The 17,130-nt window shown below is 73.6% G+C and carries 11 protein-coding genes; 3 read left to right on the forward strand and 8 right to left on the reverse strand.

Annotated elements, in window-relative coordinates:
* Position 1: 1 nt before the first annotated feature.
* Positions 2 to 2,197, reverse strand: coding sequence for an N-6 DNA methylase (locus B9S64_RS12750; protein WP_181387627.1), 2,196 nt, complete (start codon positions 2,195 to 2,197; stop codon positions 2 to 4).
* 211 nt (positions 2,198 to 2,408) lie between these two features.
* On the opposite strand from B9S64_RS12750, the gene B9S64_RS12755 reads away from it, so the two are divergent.
* Entirely contained in the window at positions 2,409 to 3,242 is an 834-nt protein-coding gene (locus B9S64_RS12755; protein ID WP_103489734.1) for a DUF4352 domain-containing protein, read from the forward strand.
* 224 nt (positions 3,243 to 3,466) lie between these two features.
* Here B9S64_RS12755 and B9S64_RS12760 read toward each other — a convergent pair whose 3' ends face one another.
* Positions 3,467 to 4,222 (reverse strand): HNH endonuclease family protein, encoded by a 756-nt coding sequence (locus B9S64_RS12760; RefSeq protein WP_103489735.1) that lies wholly within the window; start codon positions 4,220 to 4,222, stop codon positions 3,467 to 3,469.
* Positions 4,223 to 4,419: 197 nt separating this feature from the next.
* A complete protein-coding gene (locus B9S64_RS12765; RefSeq protein WP_109492046.1) occupies positions 4,420 to 5,286 on the reverse strand; it encodes a hypothetical protein in 867 nt (288 codons plus the stop codon).
* A gap of 109 nt (positions 5,287 to 5,395) precedes the next feature.
* Between B9S64_RS12765 and B9S64_RS12770 the strand changes: the two genes are divergently transcribed.
* Positions 5,396 to 5,977 carry a TetR/AcrR family transcriptional regulator gene (locus B9S64_RS12770; protein ID WP_103488977.1) on the forward strand — a complete coding sequence of 194 codons (582 nt, stop codon included), beginning with the start codon at positions 5,396 to 5,398 and terminating at the stop codon, positions 5,975 to 5,977.
* Positions 5,978 to 6,080: 103 nt separating this feature from the next.
* Here the strand turns inward: B9S64_RS12770 and B9S64_RS12775 are convergent, their stop codons facing one another.
* The 4 genes from B9S64_RS12775 to B9S64_RS12790 form a co-directional block, all read right to left on the reverse strand.
* Positions 6,081 to 6,638, reverse strand: coding sequence for a UTRA domain-containing protein (locus tag B9S64_RS12775; protein ID WP_103488979.1), 558 nt, complete (start codon positions 6,636 to 6,638; stop codon positions 6,081 to 6,083).
* Between the two features lie 137 nt (positions 6,639 to 6,775).
* Positions 6,776 to 10,306 (reverse strand): transcription-repair coupling factor, encoded by a 3,531-nt coding sequence (gene mfd, locus B9S64_RS12780; protein ID WP_103488976.1) that lies wholly within the window; start codon positions 10,304 to 10,306, stop codon positions 6,776 to 6,778.
* Between the two features lie 255 nt (positions 10,307 to 10,561).
* On the reverse strand, positions 10,562 to 13,144 hold the full coding sequence (locus tag B9S64_RS12785) for an ABC transporter permease (RefSeq protein ID WP_103488975.1): 2,583 nt from the start codon (positions 13,142 to 13,144) through the stop codon (positions 10,562 to 10,564).
* Positions 13,141 to 13,929, reverse strand: coding sequence for an ABC transporter ATP-binding protein (locus B9S64_RS12790; protein WP_103488974.1), 789 nt, complete (start codon positions 13,927 to 13,929; stop codon positions 13,141 to 13,143). The genes B9S64_RS12785 and B9S64_RS12790 overlap by 4 nt, the downstream gene beginning before the upstream one ends.
* A gap of 338 nt (positions 13,930 to 14,267) precedes the next feature.
* Between B9S64_RS12790 and B9S64_RS12795 the strand changes: the two genes are divergently transcribed.
* The gene (locus B9S64_RS12795) at positions 14,268 to 16,094 is read left to right on the forward strand and encodes an MFS transporter (protein ID WP_258037693.1); all 1,827 of its coding nucleotides are present in this window, start codon (positions 14,268 to 14,270) and stop codon (positions 16,092 to 16,094) included.
* Positions 16,095 to 16,175: 81 nt separating this feature from the next.
* Here B9S64_RS12795 and B9S64_RS12800 read toward each other — a convergent pair whose 3' ends face one another.
* Positions 16,176 to 17,081 (reverse strand): cellulose-binding protein, encoded by a 906-nt coding sequence (locus B9S64_RS12800; protein ID WP_103488973.1) that lies wholly within the window; start codon positions 17,079 to 17,081, stop codon positions 16,176 to 16,178.
* Between the last annotated feature and the right edge of the window lie 49 nt (positions 17,082 to 17,130).

The following is a 17,130-nucleotide window of genomic DNA, read 5'->3' on the forward strand; positions in this document are numbered from 1 at the left end:
GTCACTCCGGGGCGACGGTTCCGTCCGTGAGCCCGTCGTGCAGGCCTTGGACCAGCTGCCCGCCGAGCCGCCCGGCCGTGCGCAGGGCGTCCTCGAACTCAGCGAGGGCCCTGAACCGCTCCCCGTAACCCCGTTGTTCGTCCAGGGGCAGCCGGGGCAGCTGGAGCCGGCGGGCGTCCAGCCGGGTCGCGGTCGAGGCGTAACTGCTGGCCTGCCGGTTGTTGGCGGTGCCCCGCAGGAACCCGGCGAGGAACCAGGGGTCCAGGGCGGCCGGGTCCGGGCGCAGCAGTTGGAGGTTGCGGCCGAGCACGGCACCGGCGGTCGCCTCGTCCACGACCCGGGTGACGGTCACTCCGCCGAGTACCGGCACGACGACGTCGCCGGGTTCCAGCAGCAGCGGCTCCTCCCCCGGAGCGGGCGCACCGGCCGGCGCGCCGCTGGGCGCGGTGCCGGCCAGGACGTCGTGCTCGGTGAGGACGGGGGCGGAACCACCGCCCGCCCCGGTGCCGGTACGCAGGCGCAGCGCCCCGGAACGGGCCAGCTCGCCGACCGTGGTCAGGGTGCGCCGGGAGGGCTCCCGGGGGGCGGCCGGCGGCGGGGTGAGGCGGGCGGTCAGCTTGAGGGTGTCGTCCAGCCGCTCCCGTACGCCGGCGAGTTCGGCGGCGCCGCCGCCCGTGGCGGGGGACGGCAGATGGCGGGCGGGGGCCAGGTCCACGTCGTCGTCGAGCAGTTCGATGACGGGGACGGCGCGGCTGACGCCGGGCCGGTCCACGGGTGCCTCCACCCGGTCCGTGCCGGGGGCGCGGAGCGTCCGGGCGGCGTCCTCGCCGTCGGGGCCGCCCGCCCGGTCGAAGGCGTGCCAGGCGTCGAGCGCGGTGGCCCGTACGGCCGTCCAGTCGATCCGGTCGCGGCCGCCCGCCGCCGGGGACGCCTCGGGGGACTCGGCGGTGTCCACGACGAGGAGTTCGGGCGCGGGGTGCCGGCCGGCCCCGGGCTTGCGCAGCACCCAGAGGTGGAGCGGGATGCCGTACGGGGGCGCGGCACCGGCCGGGAGCGCGATCACGGCACGCAGGGCGCCCCGGCGCAGCAGGTCGGCCCTGATCCGGCGGCCGGAGCGGCGGGAGGCGGCGGCCGGCGGCATCAGCAGGACGGCGGTGCCGCCCTCGCGCAGACGGGCCAAGGCGTGCTGCACCCAGGCGAGTTCGGACTCGGTGCGGGCCGGGACCCCGTACTCCCAGCGCGGGTCGTAGGCCAGCTCGTCGTGGCCCCAGTTGCGCTCGTTGAACGGCGGGTGGCAGAGCACCGTGTCCACGGCGAGCCGGGGGAAGGCGTCGGTCCGCAGGGTGTCCCCGGCCCGTACCGTGATCGCGCCCCGGGCCGGGCCGTCGGCGGGGGGCGCCGCGGGCTCCCCGGCCGCGTTCTCCGCGTGCAGCGCGAGGCGGAGCGCGACGAGGGCGGCGAGGTCGGGGTCGGCCTCCTGGGCGTACAGGGCCGCGGGGCCGCCGACCGCGCGCAGCAGGGCGCCCGTCCCGGCGGCGGGGTCCAGGACGGTGCGGACGGCGGTCCGCCCCGCGCCCGCCGCCCCCGGCCGCGGGGCGTCCGGCTCGGCCAGGGCGGCCATCAGGGCGGCGAGGTCCGGCGGGGTCGGCGTGTACTGGCGGGGGTTGGCGTCGAGCCGGCGGACGAACAGGAACTCGAAGGCCTTGCGGGCCCCCGTCTCCGCCGCCAGCTCGGCGGTGCCGCGCAGCAGCGGGACGGAGGGCAGCAGCTCCGGGCCGGTCGGGGTGTGTACCGGGCGCCCGGGGCCCAGGCGCGCGGTGAGCGCCTCGTCCAGGGCGGCCGGCAGGACCTCGGCCATCCGGGCGTCCGACACGGCGGTGATCTCCAGCCACGCCGTGGGCCGGTCCCGGACCACCAGCAGCGCGCACCCCGCGTGGATCAGCGCGGTGACGGCTCCGGCCGGATGCCCGGCCACCTGCTGCCAGACCCGTTCACGGAGGGGTACCTCGGCCAGTTTCCCCTGGTCACGGAGCCACTGCTCGATCTCGGGCAGCGCGAAGGACGGGCTGGTGTCCGTACCGCCGACGGGGCGGGGGAAGTCGGGGTGGCGCCGGCGCCAGTTGCTGACGGCCGCGCGTCCCACGCCCGCGAGGCGGGCGATCCCGGCGGCGGTCACCTCGGTCGAGTTCTCCGGCACTGACTGTCTCCCCAGTAGATCCGTCGTGAGATCCGTCGTGCCGGTGAGCATACCGACTGGCACGACGACACCGGTTCACAGCCGAGCGCATCCACTTCCTCGTGAACCGTGTTGACTCGATTCACAAGCTCTGCTGTGATTGACCCGTCACCGCAGCATTCGGTGCATCTCACCGCTCACAGTTCCCCGTTGCTCTTCGGAGGGCACACCCATGTCCCAGTACACGCAGCCGCCGCAGCCCCAGCAGCCCTACGCCCCGCCGCACACCCCGGGGACGCGCCCCGCCCGTAACGGCCTCGGCATCGCCGCCCTCGTCCTGGGCATCATCGGGACCCTCTCGGGGCTGGTCCCGCTCCTCTTCTGGCTCGCCGGCATCCTCGGCCTCATCGCCCTGATCCTGGGCCTGTCGGGCCGTGGCCGCGTCAAGCGCGGCGAGGCGACGAACAAGGGGGTGACCACCTTCGGCGCCGTGCTGGGGCTGGTCGCGCTGGTCCTGTCGGTGGTCGGCGCGGTGATCATGTTCAAGGCCGTGGACGACGTGGTGAAGGACATCGACAAGGAGCTGTCGGGCAGTTCGGCCTCGGCGAAGCCGGGCGGCTCCGGGGACTCCCCGAAGGACTCCGGGAAGGACGACGGGAAGGACAAGGGGGCGGCCGACACCCTGGAGGGGCGGGACACCGCCGCGTACGACGACGGCCTGGAGGTCACGGTCAGCAACGCCGCCGCGTACACACCCGACGCCTACGCGGCGGGACACACCAAGGGCAACCGCGCCTACAAGGTCTCCGTCGTCATCGAGAACAAGACGAAGAAGAAGTACGACAGCGTGCTCGCCAGTGTCGACGCGCGGGCCGGCGCGGACGGGGTGAACGCCGAGCAGATCTTCGACGGGACGGTCGGCGAAGGGTTCACGGGCACGGTCCTGCCGGGCAAGAAGGTCACCGTGCAGTACGCCTTCGACGCCCCGGCCGACGCGAAGAACCTCACCGTCGAGGTCAGCCCCGGCTTCGACTGGGACGCCAGCCAGTGGGACCTGAAGCTCTGACGGCCGGGGGGCCGCCCCACCGGCCCCTTCCCACCGCCCCGCCGGGCCACTGGAGCCGCTCCGGCCACCACCGCTTCACCGCTTCACCGCTTCACCGCCGATCGACGCCGTCGCCGACCGGTGGGGCCGCTCCCGGACACCGGACCCGGCCCGCACCACGCGACGGGCGCCGGGCCGAGGAGAGTCCCCCGGCACCGGCGCCCGTCGTCCACCCGCCCGCCCGCTCAACGGGTGGGCGCCTCCGTGGGGTTGCCGCCGGTGGGAAGCTCCTGGTCGGGGCAGCCCGCCAGCACGTCCGTCATCGCCTTCCGCTCGGCAGACGTCACCCACAGCTCGTACTTCTGCTTGACGGCCACCTGCCCCGCCACATACGTGCAGTGGTACGCCTCGTTCGGCGGCAGCCAGGTCGAGGTGTCCCCGTCGCCCTTGCGGCGGTTGGCGGACGCGTCGGCCGCCACCAGGTTGAGCGGGTCGTTCGCGAAGGCCCGGCGCTTGGCGTCATTCCACTTCTGGGCGCCCTTCTGCCAGGCGTCGGACAGGGCGACGAGGTGGTCTATGTCTATCTTGCTGCGCCCGCGCTGGAACGGTATGCGGGTCCCGGTGTACGGGTCGGGGTCCAGGACGCCGCTGAGCACCTTGCAGCCGTCGGCATCCCGGTCGAGGTCGTCGAGCTGGGCGGCGAGTATGTCGTCGCGGGTGCCGCAGCCGTTACGGTCGGTGTCCAGCCAGGCGGACCCGAACGCGTTCCGCTCGTAACCGTCCTTGGACGCGGCGCCCTTCACGGGCAGGCCCTCGGCGGCCCGCAACGCGGAGCCGGACGCCGCGGGGCCGGCCGGAGACGGCGTGGACTCCAGCGCACTGCCCAGCTCGTCGCACCCGGTCAGGGCGAGCGTGCCCGCGAGGGCCAGTGTCAGAAACGGAAGAGCGCGGCGTCGGGGGCTCAACGGGGCGCGGCGGCGTACGGCTTGAGGAGGCGTCACAGCCGACCAGCGTAAACGGCCCGAAATCCGGCCGTACAGGGGGTGTTACCGGCGCACGCGGGGACGGCGGGCGCGCCGCCCGGTACGGGGCGCCACGGCGCACGACCCGCCCGTACGCCAGGACCGCCCGGGAGCGGTCTCCCCGCCTGGGGGCCACCCGCCCCACGCGCGGTCAACCGCCTGCCCCACCGGAGCCGTTACACCTTCCCGATGCCCAGCGTCGTCTCGCCCGGCAGGAGCCCCGAGCCGATCGCCGCCACCCAGAACGGCCCGAGCAACTCGGCGAGCCGCTCCCGGCCCTTCTCGCCCAGCGCCTCCCAGGGGCCCGCCGCGCTCTCGTCCGTACGCCGCTCCACCTCCGCGCGCAGCGCCCGTCCGGCGTCCGTGGCCGTCCCGTCGGCCTCCAGCAGCCCCCGCGCGGCGAGGCGTTCGCGGGCGGCGCCCCACTCGGCCGCGCTCCACCCCCGGCTCGCGAACACCTCCGGGCGGGCCGCGCCGACCGCCGCGAACGACACGAGGGACTCCACCGGGTCGAGGCCCGCCCCGGTCAGCGCCGCGATGTGGCCGTCACCCCGGTGCTCCCGCAGGACCGTGGCGGCCTGCCAGAGCACCAGATGCGGCGCCTCGGGCCACGGCAGGGCCGCGTTGGCCCCGGCCAGCGGGCGTCCGGTGACGTCGGCGGCCTCGGCGGCGCGCCGGGCGAGGGCGGCGGCCTCGGCCAGTTCCGGGCCGTCCACGCGGTCCCCGAACAGCGCCCGGTACGCCCGGTCGACCGCCCGGGTCCGGGCGTCCAGCACCGCCGGTGGCCCCGCCACCTCCCAGCCGGCCGGAAGGTGCCTGCCGACCGTCGCGGGGCTGAAGCTGTGAAAGGCGGCGGTCGCCTCCTCCGCCCCCACCGGCCCGAGCGGCGCAGCGCGCCACACGAAGTAGCTCGGCCACCGCTCGTCCGTGGCGTACCCGAGGGCGGCGGCCTCCTCGAACACCTCCGGCGCGTAGTAGAAGACGGCGTGCAGCGGCTCCAGCAGGTGCCACATCCGGCGCACCTGACCCAGTTCGTCGGACATCCCGGTCTCCCTCGTCGCACCATCTTGACGTTGACTAGATCGTTCAGGCCCCAGAGTGCGCCCCCCTCCACATCTTGTCAATGGCTAGATGCCGCGTACGGTGGGGCCCATGACCAGCGAGCGCACCTACCACCACGGCGACCTGCGGCGGGCCCTGCTCACCGCCGCCCTCGACGTCGTCGCGGCGGACGGCCCCGACGCCCTGTCCCTCCGCGACCTGGCCCGCCGCGCGGGCGTCTCGCACGCCGCGCCGGCCCACCACTTCAAGGACCGCGCCGGGCTGCTCACCGCCGTCGCCGCCGAGGGGTACGCGCTCTTCGCGGACGCCCTGGCCGGCGCCCCCGACCTCCGCGAACGGGGCGTGGCCTACGTACGGTTCGCAGCCCGGCACCCGGCGCACTTCCAGGTGATGTTCCGCCCCGAGCTGTACCGCGCCGACGACCCCGCCCTGCTCACCGCCAAGGCGCGCGCCACCGAAGCCCTCCGCGCCGGGGTCAGCACCCTGCCCGACGTGGCCCACGGCGAGGACCCCCGGCTCACGGGCGTCGCCGCCTGGTCCCTCGCCCACGGCTTCGCCACCCTGCTCCTGACGGGCAACCTCTCGGACGCCCTGGAAGGCCGCGCCCCGGAAGACGCCTTCCGCGCACTCGCCGGGCTGGTCTTCGCACCGGGGCCCACCGAGGGGCCGTGACGGGAGGGACCGCGACGGGACGGCCGCGACGACGTGACCGCCGGTCAGGCCCGGAGGCGCGCGCGTACGGCGCCTGGCGCCTCCTCCTCGGGTCCGGCCACGGTCACCCGGTCACGGTCCCGGGCCCGATACCGATCTCGTAGCGCAGCCGCCGGGCGCGCGGCGGCATGACCATGAGGTCAGCCTGGACCGGCCTGCCGTCCGCGCCGAGCGTGAGCCGGAACAGCTCCAGGACCGGTTCGCCCTCGTCCAGTTCCAGGGCCTCCCGCTCCCCTTCGCTGGGCAGCCGGGCGGCCACGTCCTCCTGGGCCCTGACGCCCACGTGACCGAGCTCTGCCAGGAGCCGCACGGCACCTCCGCGGATCTTGGCGGTCCCGGCGAGCGCCGTGCCCCGTGCGATCTCCAGCGGGTAGTAGGTATCGGTCAACTCGCTGGGCACACCGTCGAGGTACATGATCCTGCGCCGTTCGACGACCCGTGCGCCCCGGCCCAGGCCGAGCGTCTCGGCCACCCGGTCGGGAGCGTCCGCCTCTCCCGCCCGCACGATCCTCTGCGTTCCGTGGCGCCCGTCGGCCGCCGCCTCGGCCGCCCAGGCGTCACCGGCTCCGGGCCCGGACGCCAGGTAGCGGGCGGACGTGCTGACCGGTTCTCCCTGGGCCATGGTTCCCGCCATGGTTCCTCCTCGAAGTCGCCGCCACGGACCGTGCCGGGCCCACGGTAAGGGCTGTCCCCCGTACCGAAGACGCGTCGGCCCCGCCCGGACGGACCGGCGGGGCCGACGCACGACGGGATCCGGGGCTACGACCCCAGGATCGTCGTCAGGAACTCGCCCGTCCACGCCAGCAGTTCCCGGCCCACCACCGGCTTGCCGCCGATGCGGCCCGTCGTCGGGCGCGGGACGAGGATCTGGTGGGCCGCCGGCTTGATCACCGTCTTCGGGTGCAGCCGCTTCAGCCGGAGCTCCTGCGACTCGCGCAGCTCCACCGGGGCGAACCGGATGTTCGGCCCCTGGAGCACGATCTCGCCCACCCCGCACGCGCGGGCCAGCATCCGCAGGCCCGCCACCAGCAGCAGGTTCTCCACCGGCTCCGGCAGCTTGCCGTAGCGGTCGGTCAGCTCCTCGCGCACCGCGCGGATGTCGTCCTCGGTGTTCGCCGAGGCGATGGACCGGTACGCCTGGAGGCGCAGCCGCTCGCCCGGGGCGTAGTCGTGCGGGACGTGCGCGTCGACCGGCAGCTCGATCTTGACCTCCAGCGGCGGTTCCTCCTCCACCCCGCCGTCCACCGCGGCCCGGTAGTCCGCGACCGCCTCACCGACCATCCGGATGTACAGGTCGAAGCCGACCCCGGCGATGTGCCCGGACTGCTCGCCGCCGAGCAGGTTGCCCGCGCCGCGGATCTCCAGGTCCTTCATCGCCACGTACATGCCCGCGCCCATCTCCGTGTGCTGGGCGATCGTCGCCAGGCGCTCGTGCGCGGTCTCGGTGAGCGGCTTCTCCGGCGGGTACAGGAAGTAGGCGTACCCCCGGTCCCGGCCACGGCCCACCCGGCCACGCAGCTGGTGCAGCTGCGAGAGCCCGAAGTTGTCACCGCGCTCCACGATCAGCGTGTTGGCGTTGGAGATGTCGATGCCCGACTCCACGATCGTCGTGGAGACCAGCACGTCGAACTTCTTCTCCCAGAAGTCCACGACGACCTGCTCCAGCGCGCCCTCGCTCATCTGCCCGTGCGCCGTCGCGATCCGCGCCTCGGGGACGATCTCCCGCAGCCGCGCCGCCGCCCGGTCGATCGACTCGACCCGGTTGTGGATGTAGAAGACCTGGCCCTCACGCAGGAGTTCGCGCCGTACCGCCGCGCCGATCTGCTTCTCCTCGTACGGCCCGACGAACGTCAGGACCGGGTGCCGCTCCTCCGGGGGCGTCGTGATCGTGGACATCTCGCGGATGCCCGTGACCGCCATCTCCAGGGTGCGCGGGATCGGCGTCGCCGACATGGTCAGGACGTCCACGTTGGCCCGGAGCTTCTTCAGCTGCTCCTTGTGCTCCACGCCGAAGCGCTGCTCCTCGTCCACGATGACCAGACCGAGGTCCTTGAACTTCGTCTCCGACGAGAACAGCCGGTGCGTGCCGATGACCAGGTCCACCGAACCCTCCCGCAGCCCCTCCAGCGTCGCCTTCGACTCGGTGTCCGACTGGAAACGGCTCAGCGACCGCACGTTGACGGGGAACTGGGCGTACCGCTCGGTGAACGTGCCGTGGTGCTGCTGCACCAGCAGGGTCGTCGGCACCAGGACCGCGACCTGCTTGCCGTCCTGGACCGCCTTGAACGCCGCGCGGACCGCGATCTCCGTCTTGCCGTACCCCACGTCGCCGCAGATCAGGCGGTCCATCGGGACCGACTTCTCCATGTCCTCCTTGACCTCGGCGATCGTGGACAGCTGGTCGGGCGTCTCCGCGTACGGGAACGCGTCCTCCAGCTCCCGCTGCCACGGGGTGTCCGGGCCGAAGGTGTGCCCCGGGGCCGCCATCCGCGCCGAGTACAGCTTGATCAGGTCGGCGGCGATCTCCTTGACCGCCTTCTTGGCGCGCTGCTTCGTCTTCGTCCAGTCCGCGCCGCCCAGCCGGTGCAGGGTGGGGGCCTCGCCACCGACGTACTTGGTGACCTGCTCCAGCTGGTCCGTGGGGATGTACAGCCGGTCACCGGGCTGGCCGCGCTTGGCCGGGGCGTACTCCACGAGCAGGTACTCGCGGGTCGCCCCCTGCACGGTGCGCTGCACCATCTCGATGTACCGGCCCACCCCGTGCTGCTCGTGCACGATGTAGTCGCCAGCCTGGAGGGTCAGCGGGTCGATCGACTTGCGGCGGCGGGCCGGCATCCTCCCCAGGTCCTTGCTGGCGGTGCGCTGCCCGGTCAGGTCCGTCTCGGTCAGTACGGCGAGCTTCAGGCCCGGGTCCACGAAGCCGTGGTCCACCGCCCCGCACGCCACGTGCACGAGCGACGGCCCGATCTCCCCCAGCTCCGTCTCGACCCGCGCGGCGATGCCCTCCCCGCTCAGCACCCCGGCGATACGGGACGCCGTCCCGTGCCCCTCCGTGACGTACACCGTGCGCCAGCCGTCGGCCAGCCAGCCCTTGGTGTCGGCCAGGGCCCGCGCGGTGTCGCCCCGGTACGCCTCCGGGGCGCGCATCCCGAGCTTCAGGGTGTCCTCGGCCACCTCCTCGTCGGCGGTGAACGGGGACGTGGACCACCACATCATGCCCAGCTCACGGGCCCGGTCCCGGACGTCCGCGATGCCCCGGAGCGAGGCCGCGCCGACGTCGATGGGGGCGTCGCCGCCGGTCGCCGTGGCCGCCCAGGACGCCTGGAGGAACTCCTGGCTGGTGGCGACCAGGTCGGCCGCCCGGGTCCGCACCCGCTCCGGGTCGCAGACCAGCGCCATCGAGCCCTTCGGCAGGACGTCCAGGAGCAGTTCCATCTCGTCCACGAGGACCGGGGCCAGGGACTCCATGCCCTCCACCGCGATCCCCTCGGCGATCTTGCCCAGCAGTTCGCCCAGCTCGGGGTGGGCCTCGGCGAGGGCGGCCGCCCGCCGGCGCACGTCCTCGGTGAGCAGCAGCTCACGGCAGGGCGGCGCCCACAGCCCGTGGGCGGCGACCTCCAGCGACCGCTGGTCGGCGATCTTGAAGTAGCGGATCTCCTCGACGTCGTCGCCCCAGAACTCCACCCGAAGGGGGTGTTCCTCGGTCGGCGGGAAGACGTCCAGGATGCCGCCGCGCACGGCGAACTCGCCGCGCTTCTCGACCAGCTCCACCCGGGCGTACGCGGCCGCCGCGAGGGCGTCCACGACCTCGCCGAGATCAGCGGTCTGCCCGGTGCTCAGCGCCACGGGCTCCAGGTCCCCGAGCCCCTTGACCTGCGGCTGGAGCACCGAGCGGATCGGGGCGACGACCACGCTGACCGGTCCGGTCTCCGGGTCGTCCGCACGGGGGTGCGCGAGGCGCCGCAGCACCGCCAGGCGCCGTCCCACGGTGTCCGAGCGGGGCGACAGCCGCTCGTGCGGCAGGGTCTCCCAGGAGGGGAACTCGGCGATCGTGTCCGGCGGCAGCAGCGTACGCAGCCCGGCCGCCAGGTCCTCCGCCTCGCGCCCCGTGGCGGTGACGGCGAGGACCGTCCGCCCCGCGTCACGGGCCAGGGCGGCCACCGCGAAGGGGCGGGCGGCGGGCGGGCCGACCAGGTCCACATGCGAGCGGTGACCGTCGGCGGCGGCCTTCACCGCTTCGGCGAGCGCCGGATCGGTGACGACGACATCCAGCAGACCGTGCAGGCTCATGAAGGGGCTTCCGTCCGGTGAGGCAAGGGGTAAACGGGCAGGGGAACAACGCGAAGGACCCGACACGTAGGACGGGCCGGGGTATCCAGCGTACGACTTCGGTCTGTCACCCGCGCGAGGGAACGTCGATGCCCGGACAGCGGTACGGGAGCCGCCGCACCACCACGCGAACCGGCCCCGGGGCGTTTGGAGGAACGTCCCGGGGCCGGATCAGTCATCCTACGGCGCGCGCCCCCGCCCGCCCGTGGTGCTCGCTCACCCGTCGGTGGCGATCGCGTTCAGGACGTTCATCCGGCCCGCCCGGAAGGCCGGGACCAGCGCGGCGAACAGTCCGACGAAGGCCGAGGCGACGAAGACGGTGACGATCGTCGGCCACGGGATCTCCAGGACCCCCAGGCCCTCCAGGGCCAGCAGCTTCTGGGCCGAGGTGCCCCAGCCCATGCCCAGCCCGAGCCCGAGCAGCGCGCCGAACAGGGCGATGACCACGGACTCCAGCCGGATCATCCGGCGCAGCTGGCGGCGGGAGAGGCCGATCGCCCGCATCAGACCGATCTCCCGGGTCCGCTCGACCACCGACAGCGCCAGGGTGTTCACCACACCCAGCACCGCGACGATGATCGCCAGGGCGAGCAGGCCGTACACGATGTTGAGCAGCTGGCCGATCTGGTCCTTCAGGTCCTGCTTGAAGTCGGCCTGGTTCTGGACCTTGTACTGCGGGTAGGGCGCCAGCGCGGCCTTGAGGTCGGCGTACGCCTCCTTCTCCTTGCCGTCCTCCGCCATGGCGAACATGATCATGTTGCCGGGCATCCGGTCGGCGGAGACGTACGTCCCGGCCGTCGCGATGCTCGTGTACATCGCGCCCTGGTCCACGCTGGTGTCGTCCGAGGTGATCGCCCGGACGGTCAGCTTCGCCGTCTTCCCCGCCTTGAACGCGACGGTCAGCTCGTCCCCGACCTCGATCCCGTGCTGGGCGGCGTAGTCCGAGCCGACCGACATGGACGTCTCGCCGTATGCCTTCGCCAGGTCACCGGCGACGGTGGTGCGCCGCAGGTCCTTCGGGTACGTCGGGTCGGCGGCGGTGACGTGCCGCTCCTCCGTCGTACCGTCGGGGTTGGTGAGCTTCGCGGCGAGCACCTTGTACTCGGTGACCCGCTCGATGCCGGGCACCTTCTTGACCGCTTCGGCGGCCTGCGGCACCACCAGCTGGCCGGTGTTCGACTGCACGATGTAGTCCGTACCGACCGACCTGTCCAGCTCGTCGGTGGCCGAGGCGACCATGGACGAGCCGACGACGGAGAGGCACGCCACCAGGGCCAGGCCGATCATCAGGGCCGCGCCGGTCGCTCCGGTACGGCGGGGGTTGCGCAGCGCGTTGCGCTCCGCGAGCCGTCCGACCGGGCCGAACAGCCTGAGGACGACGACGCCGAGCCCCCGCACGACCACTCCGGCGAGCAGCGGGCCGATCACCACGAAGCCGATCAGGGTGAGGACCACGCCCAGGCCGAGGTAGAGCGAGCCCTCGCTCGCCTTGTCCACCCGGGTCGTCGCCCACAGCCCGGCGGCGCCGCTGCCGGTGAGCACCAGGCCGAGGCCGGCCCGCACCCAGCCGGACTTCGCGTCGGCCGGGGTCCCGGCATCCCGCAGGGCCGCCATCGGGGACACCTTGCCGGCCCGGCGCGCCGGGATGTACGCGGCGAGGACGGTGACGACGACGCCGAGCACCAGTCCGGTCACCGGGGTCGTCCAGGCGATGGTGAGGTCCCCGGTGGACAGCTCCATGCCGACGGCGCCCATGAGCTTCATCAGCCCGACGGCGAGCCCGATCCCGGCCGCCACACCGAGCACCGACCCGACGACGCCCAGGAGCACCGCCTCGATCAGCACGGACCGGTTGACCTGCTTGCGGCTGGACCCGATGGCCCGCATCAGGCCGATCTCCCGGGTGCGCTGCGCGACCAGCATCGAGAAGGTGTTGACGATCAGGAAGATCCCGACGAGGAAGGCGATCCCGGCGAAGCCGAGCAGCGCGTACTTCATGACGTCCAGGAAGGAGCCCATGGAGTCCTTGTTCGCGTCGGCCGCCTCCTTCTGCGTCTGGAGCTTGTACGCGCCCGTGTCGCCCAGGGCGGCGGCGACGTTCTTCTTCAGCTCGGTGTCCTCGACGCCGGGCCGGGCCGTCACGTTGACGTGGGTGAACACGTCGGGGGCGCCGAGCAGCGTCCGCTGGGCGGTGGCGGTGTCGAGGAAGACGACCGCCGCGCCCGGGTTGGTGACGGTGAAGGAGGCGATGCCGCTGATCTTCGCCTTGACGTCACCGGTGACCGCGACGGTCCGCAGCTCGTCACCGATCTTCAGGTGGTGCTTGTCGGCGGTGTCGGCGTCGACCATGACCTCGGTCGGGCCGCGCGGGGCGTGACCGGAGCTGATCTCCATGGAACGCAGGTCGTTGCGCGTCCAGTTGGCGGCGATGGTGGGGGCGCCGGTCTCGGAGCCCATGTTGGTGTTGTTCCGGTCCACGACCGTGACGGACATGCTGGAGACGGCGCCCTCGACGTCCTTCACCCCGTCGGCCTTGGCCACCTGGGCGAGGACGGAGGCGGGCAGCGACTCGGGCCGGCCGTTCTCCGGCATCTCGTCGGCGCCCTCGGCGCTCTTCGGGCCGACGGTCACATCGGCCGAGGTCGCCGCGAAGAGCTTGTCGAAGGTGGTGTTCATCGTGTCGGTGAAGACGAGCGTGCCGCACACGAACGCCACCGAGAGCAGGACCGCGACGGCGGAGAGCGCCATGCGTCCCTTGTGCGCGAGGAAGTTGCGCACCGAGGTCTTCCACACGGTCATGACGTCCGCCCGCGCGCGTCGAAGTCCTTCATGCGGTCGAGGACCTGCTCGGCGGTCGGATCGCGCATCTCGTCCACGAGGGACCCGTCGGCGAGGTAGAGCACCCGGTCCGCGTAGGAGGCGGCGACCGGGTCGTGGGTGACCATGACGATGGTCTGGCCGAGCTCGTCGACCGACCTGCGCAGGAACGACAGCACCTCGGCCCCGGCCCGCGAGTCGAGGTTCCCGGTGGGCTCGTCACCGAAGATGATCTCGGGGCGGGCGGCCAGCGCCCGCGCCACCGCGACGCGCTGCTGCTGACCGCCGGAGAGCTGGGTGGGCCGGTGCTTCAGCCGCCCGGCGAGACCCACGGTCTCGACGACCTGGTCCAGCCAGCCCGCGTCCGGCTTACGGCCCGCGATGTCCATCGGCAGCGTGATGTTCTCCAGCGCGTTGAGCGTCGGGAGCAGGTTGAACGCCTGGAAGATGAAGCCGATCCGGTCCCGGCGCAGCTGGGTGAGCTTCTTGTCCTTGAGCCCGGTGATCTCGGTGTCGGCGAGGTGGATCTGACCGGACGTCACCGTGTCCAGGCCGGCCAGGCAGTGCATCAGGGTGGACTTGCCGGAGCCGGACGGGCCCATGATCGCCGTGAACTGCCCGCGAACGATGTCCACATCGACATGGTCCAGGGCGACGACCCGGGTCTCGCCCGCACCGTACGCCTTGACGACCTGCCGGGCTCGCGCAGCTACGGCCGTACGCCCTCCAGTGTCCCCGCGCCTGGGAATGGTCACAGCCGTTGTCACGGTAATTCTCCTATGTCGGTCGATCCTCGGACGTCTCTGTGTACGTTCCGAGTCTCGGGTCAAAGAGGGGTCCGGCGCGCTGGTGCCCGGCGCAGTCTTCGGGTGGGGTTTTCCCCACCCCGTTCTCTGCGGGCAGCCGCAACGGCGGTGTGAGAACACGCTAAGGAACGGGCCCGCCCCGGCACGTCCTCCGCCGGGAGGAACGCGCCCCAGGCCGAAATGCGGTGCCACCCCTAGGGGAAGCGGCCCCCTCGGACCGTCCCGCGTAAGGGGTCCCGATCTTCGGGCTCCGCCTCCCGTCCGGCGGCTCCCGGTGAGACAGTGAACCGGAAAACCGCATGCATAGGGAAGGAATGACGGTGGGCGGCGCGGACGGCACCAAGGCCGCGGGGACGGCCGGCACCCCGGGGCACACCCCCGTGGAGCGCGGCGCGGACCCGGCGGAGACCGGTGAGGCGTCAGGGACCGGAGACATACCGAGCGGCCGAAAAGCCACGGTGGCCACGGGCGGTACGGGCGGCTCGGCCACGCCGGACATCCCGGATATCGCTGACACTCCGGACACTCCGGGCACCTCTGACACCGGGGCCGGGGACGGGGCCGGAGGCACCCCGGTACCCGGAGCCGGGGGCGACGCGGTGGCCGCGGCGCGGGCCGACCGGGCCCGGCGCCCCGTGGTCGCCGCGCTCATGCTCGGCATGGGCCTGGCGGCCATCGACGGCACCATCGTCGCCACCGCCGTCCCGCAGATCGTCGGAGACCTCGGCGGGTTCGCCGTGTTCTCGTGGCTGTTCTCCGGCTATCTGCTCGCGGTGACCGTCACCCTGCCCGTGTACGGGAAGCTCTCCGACACCTTCGGCCGCAAGCCCGTCCTGGTCGCGGGCATCGTCCTCTTCCTGGCCGGCTCCCTGCTCTGCGCCACCGCCTGGAACATGGCCGCCCTGATCGCGTTCCGCGTGGTGCAGGGCCTCGGCGGCGGCGCCCTCCAGGGCACCGTGCAGACCATCGCCGCCGACCTGTACCCGCTGAAGGAACGCCCGAAGATCCAGGCCAAGTTGTCCACCGTGTGGGCCACCTCCTCGGTGGCCGGGCCCGCGCTGGGCGGACTGCTCGCCACGTACGCCGACTGGCGCTGGATCTTCCTCGTCAACCTTCCGGTCGGCGCGGTCGCCCTGTGGCTGGTGGTCCGCCACCTCCACGAACCGGCCCGCCCCCGCCCCGCCACCCGCCCGCGCGTCGACTGGGCGGGTGCCCTCACCGTGTTCGCCACCGGCGCGCTCCTGCTGACGGCGCTCGTCCAGGGCGGGGTCGCCTGGCCCTGGCTCTCGGCCCCCTCCCTCACCCTGCTCGGGGCGAGCGGCGCCCTCGCGGCCCTGACCGTCGTCGTCGAACGGCGCGCGGCCGAACCCGTCATCCCCGGCTGGGTCTGGCGCCGCCGCCCCATCGCCTCGGTCAACCTCGCCCTGGGAGCGATGGGGCTGCTGATGGTCGCCCCCACCGTCTTCCTGCCGACCTACGCCCAGTCGGTGCTGGGACTCGGCCCGGTCGCCGCCGGTCTGGTCCTCTCCGTCATGACGCTCAGCTGGCCGGTCGCGGCGGCGCTCTCCGACCGCGTCTACAACCGCGTCGGTTTCCGGAACACCGCGATCACCGGCATGAGCGCCGCGCTCCTGGCCCTGCTCGCCTTCCCGCTGCTGCCCTTCCCGGGGGCCGCCTGGCAGCCCGCCCTGCTGATGCTGCTGCTGGGCGCGGCCCTCGGCCTCTTCCAACTGCCCCTGATCGTGGGCGTCCAGTCCACCGTCGGCTGGTCGGAGCGGGGCACGACGACGGCCTCCGTACTGTTCTGCCGGCAGGTCGGCCAGAGCCTCGGCGCGGCCCTGTTCGGTGCCGTCGCCAACGCGACCCTCGCCTCCCGGCTGGCCGGTGCCCCGATGCCGGGACTGCCCGGCGACCTCGACGGCGTCTCCCGCGCCCTCCAGTCCCCCGCCGCCCTCCCGTCCGCCACGACCGACTACCTGCGCCGCGCCGTCGCCACGGCCACGGACCATGTCTTCGTCGGTGCGGCAGCGGCCGCCGTACTCGCGCTGCTGGTGCTCCTCGTCATGGCGCCGCGCCGCTTCCCGGTCCTCGACGACGGCACCCGGGGGCGCCCGGACGGCACGTGAGCCGCCCGCCCCGGCGGACCGTACGGGGACGAACCGGTCTCCGCCGAACGCCCCGGCCCGCAGGACGGGTTCACACCTCCGTCACCCTCCGGCCGGCTCCCGGTCCGACAGGGTGCGGCCCGTCAGCGCCGCCAGGGCCGTCCGCACGTGCGCCATGTGCGAGCGCAAATCCTCGCGGGCCTCCTCGTGCTCCCGCAGCACCCGGTCCGTCTCCCGGCCGACCCGCTCCTCGGCCACCCGCGCCTCGGCGAGCATCCCCGCCGCCTGCGCCTCCGTGTCCTCCTGGCGGTGCCGGGCGGCCTCCTCGGCCTCCGACAGTTCCCGGCGCGCCCGTGCGAGCAACGCCTCGCCCCGCTCCGCCAGCTCCGCCTCACGGGCCGCGACCCGGGCCACCGCCACGGCGGTCTCCTCCTCGGCCGCCTTGCCCCGCTCCGTGTGCTCCCGCTCCTGATGCGCCAGCACACCCGCCGTACGACGACGGGTCTCGGCCATGTCCGCGTCGGCCTCCCCACGGATCCGGCCGGCCTCCTCCAGCGCCTCCCGCACCACCGTCCCGGCCGCGTCACGGGCCGCTTCCAGCAGCGTCCCGGCCGCCTCCTCCGCGGCGGCCCGCACCGACCCGGCCTCCGCGAGGGCCGCCTCCTTCGCCTCCCGGCCCGCCGCCTCGGCCCCGTCCAGGAGTGCCTGCGCCTCCTCGGCCGCCGCAGCGCGGACCGCCTCGGCCTCGGCCTCCGCCAGTGCGAGGATCCGCTGGGCCCGCTCCCCCAGCGACGCGTACGTCTGGGGTGCCAGCGACGCGACCACCTCGCGCAGCCGCGCCGACTCCGCCGAGCGCTCCTCCGCCAGGGTCCTCAGCCGGGACAGCTGGTCCAGAGCCCCGTCCAGCTCACCGAGGAGCGCGGCAACGGTCCGGTCCACCTGCTCCGGACGGTAACCCCGCCCCCGCATGCCGACGACGTCGAACGCGGACACCGGTCCACCACTCATCCCTGAAGCCCCATTCCCGCTCGTCGACGCCCCGGTCACCCAGCAATAC

The sequence above is a fragment of the Streptomyces sp. SM18 genome (genome assembly GCF_002910775.2).
GTDB classification, from domain to species: Bacteria; Actinomycetota; Actinomycetes; order Streptomycetales; family Streptomycetaceae; genus Streptomyces; species Streptomyces halstedii.

Coding starts and splice junctions, on each gene's coding strand:
- B9S64_RS12755 (WP_103489734.1), top strand. CDS start 2,409: ATGTCCCAGTACACGCAGCCGCCGCAGCCCCAGCAGCCCTACGCCCCG.
- B9S64_RS12800 (WP_103488973.1), bottom strand. CDS start 17,081: ATGAGTGGTGGACCGGTGTCCGCGTTCGACGTCGTCGGCATGCGGGGG.
- B9S64_RS12795 (WP_258037693.1), top strand. CDS start 14,268: ATGCATAGGGAAGGAATGACGGTGGGCGGCGCGGACGGCACCAAGGCC.
- B9S64_RS12770 (WP_103488977.1), top strand. CDS start 5,396: ATGACCAGCGAGCGCACCTACCACCACGGCGACCTGCGGCGGGCCCTG.
- B9S64_RS12785 (WP_103488975.1), bottom strand. CDS start 13,144: ATGACCGTGTGGAAGACCTCGGTGCGCAACTTCCTCGCGCACAAGGGA.
- mfd (WP_103488976.1), bottom strand. CDS start 10,306: ATGAGCCTGCACGGTCTGCTGGATGTCGTCGTCACCGATCCGGCGCTC.
- B9S64_RS12775 (WP_103488979.1), bottom strand. CDS start 6,638: ATGGCCCAGGGAGAACCGGTCAGCACGTCCGCCCGCTACCTGGCGTCC.
- B9S64_RS12765 (WP_109492046.1), bottom strand. CDS start 5,286: ATGTCCGACGAACTGGGTCAGGTGCGCCGGATGTGGCACCTGCTGGAG.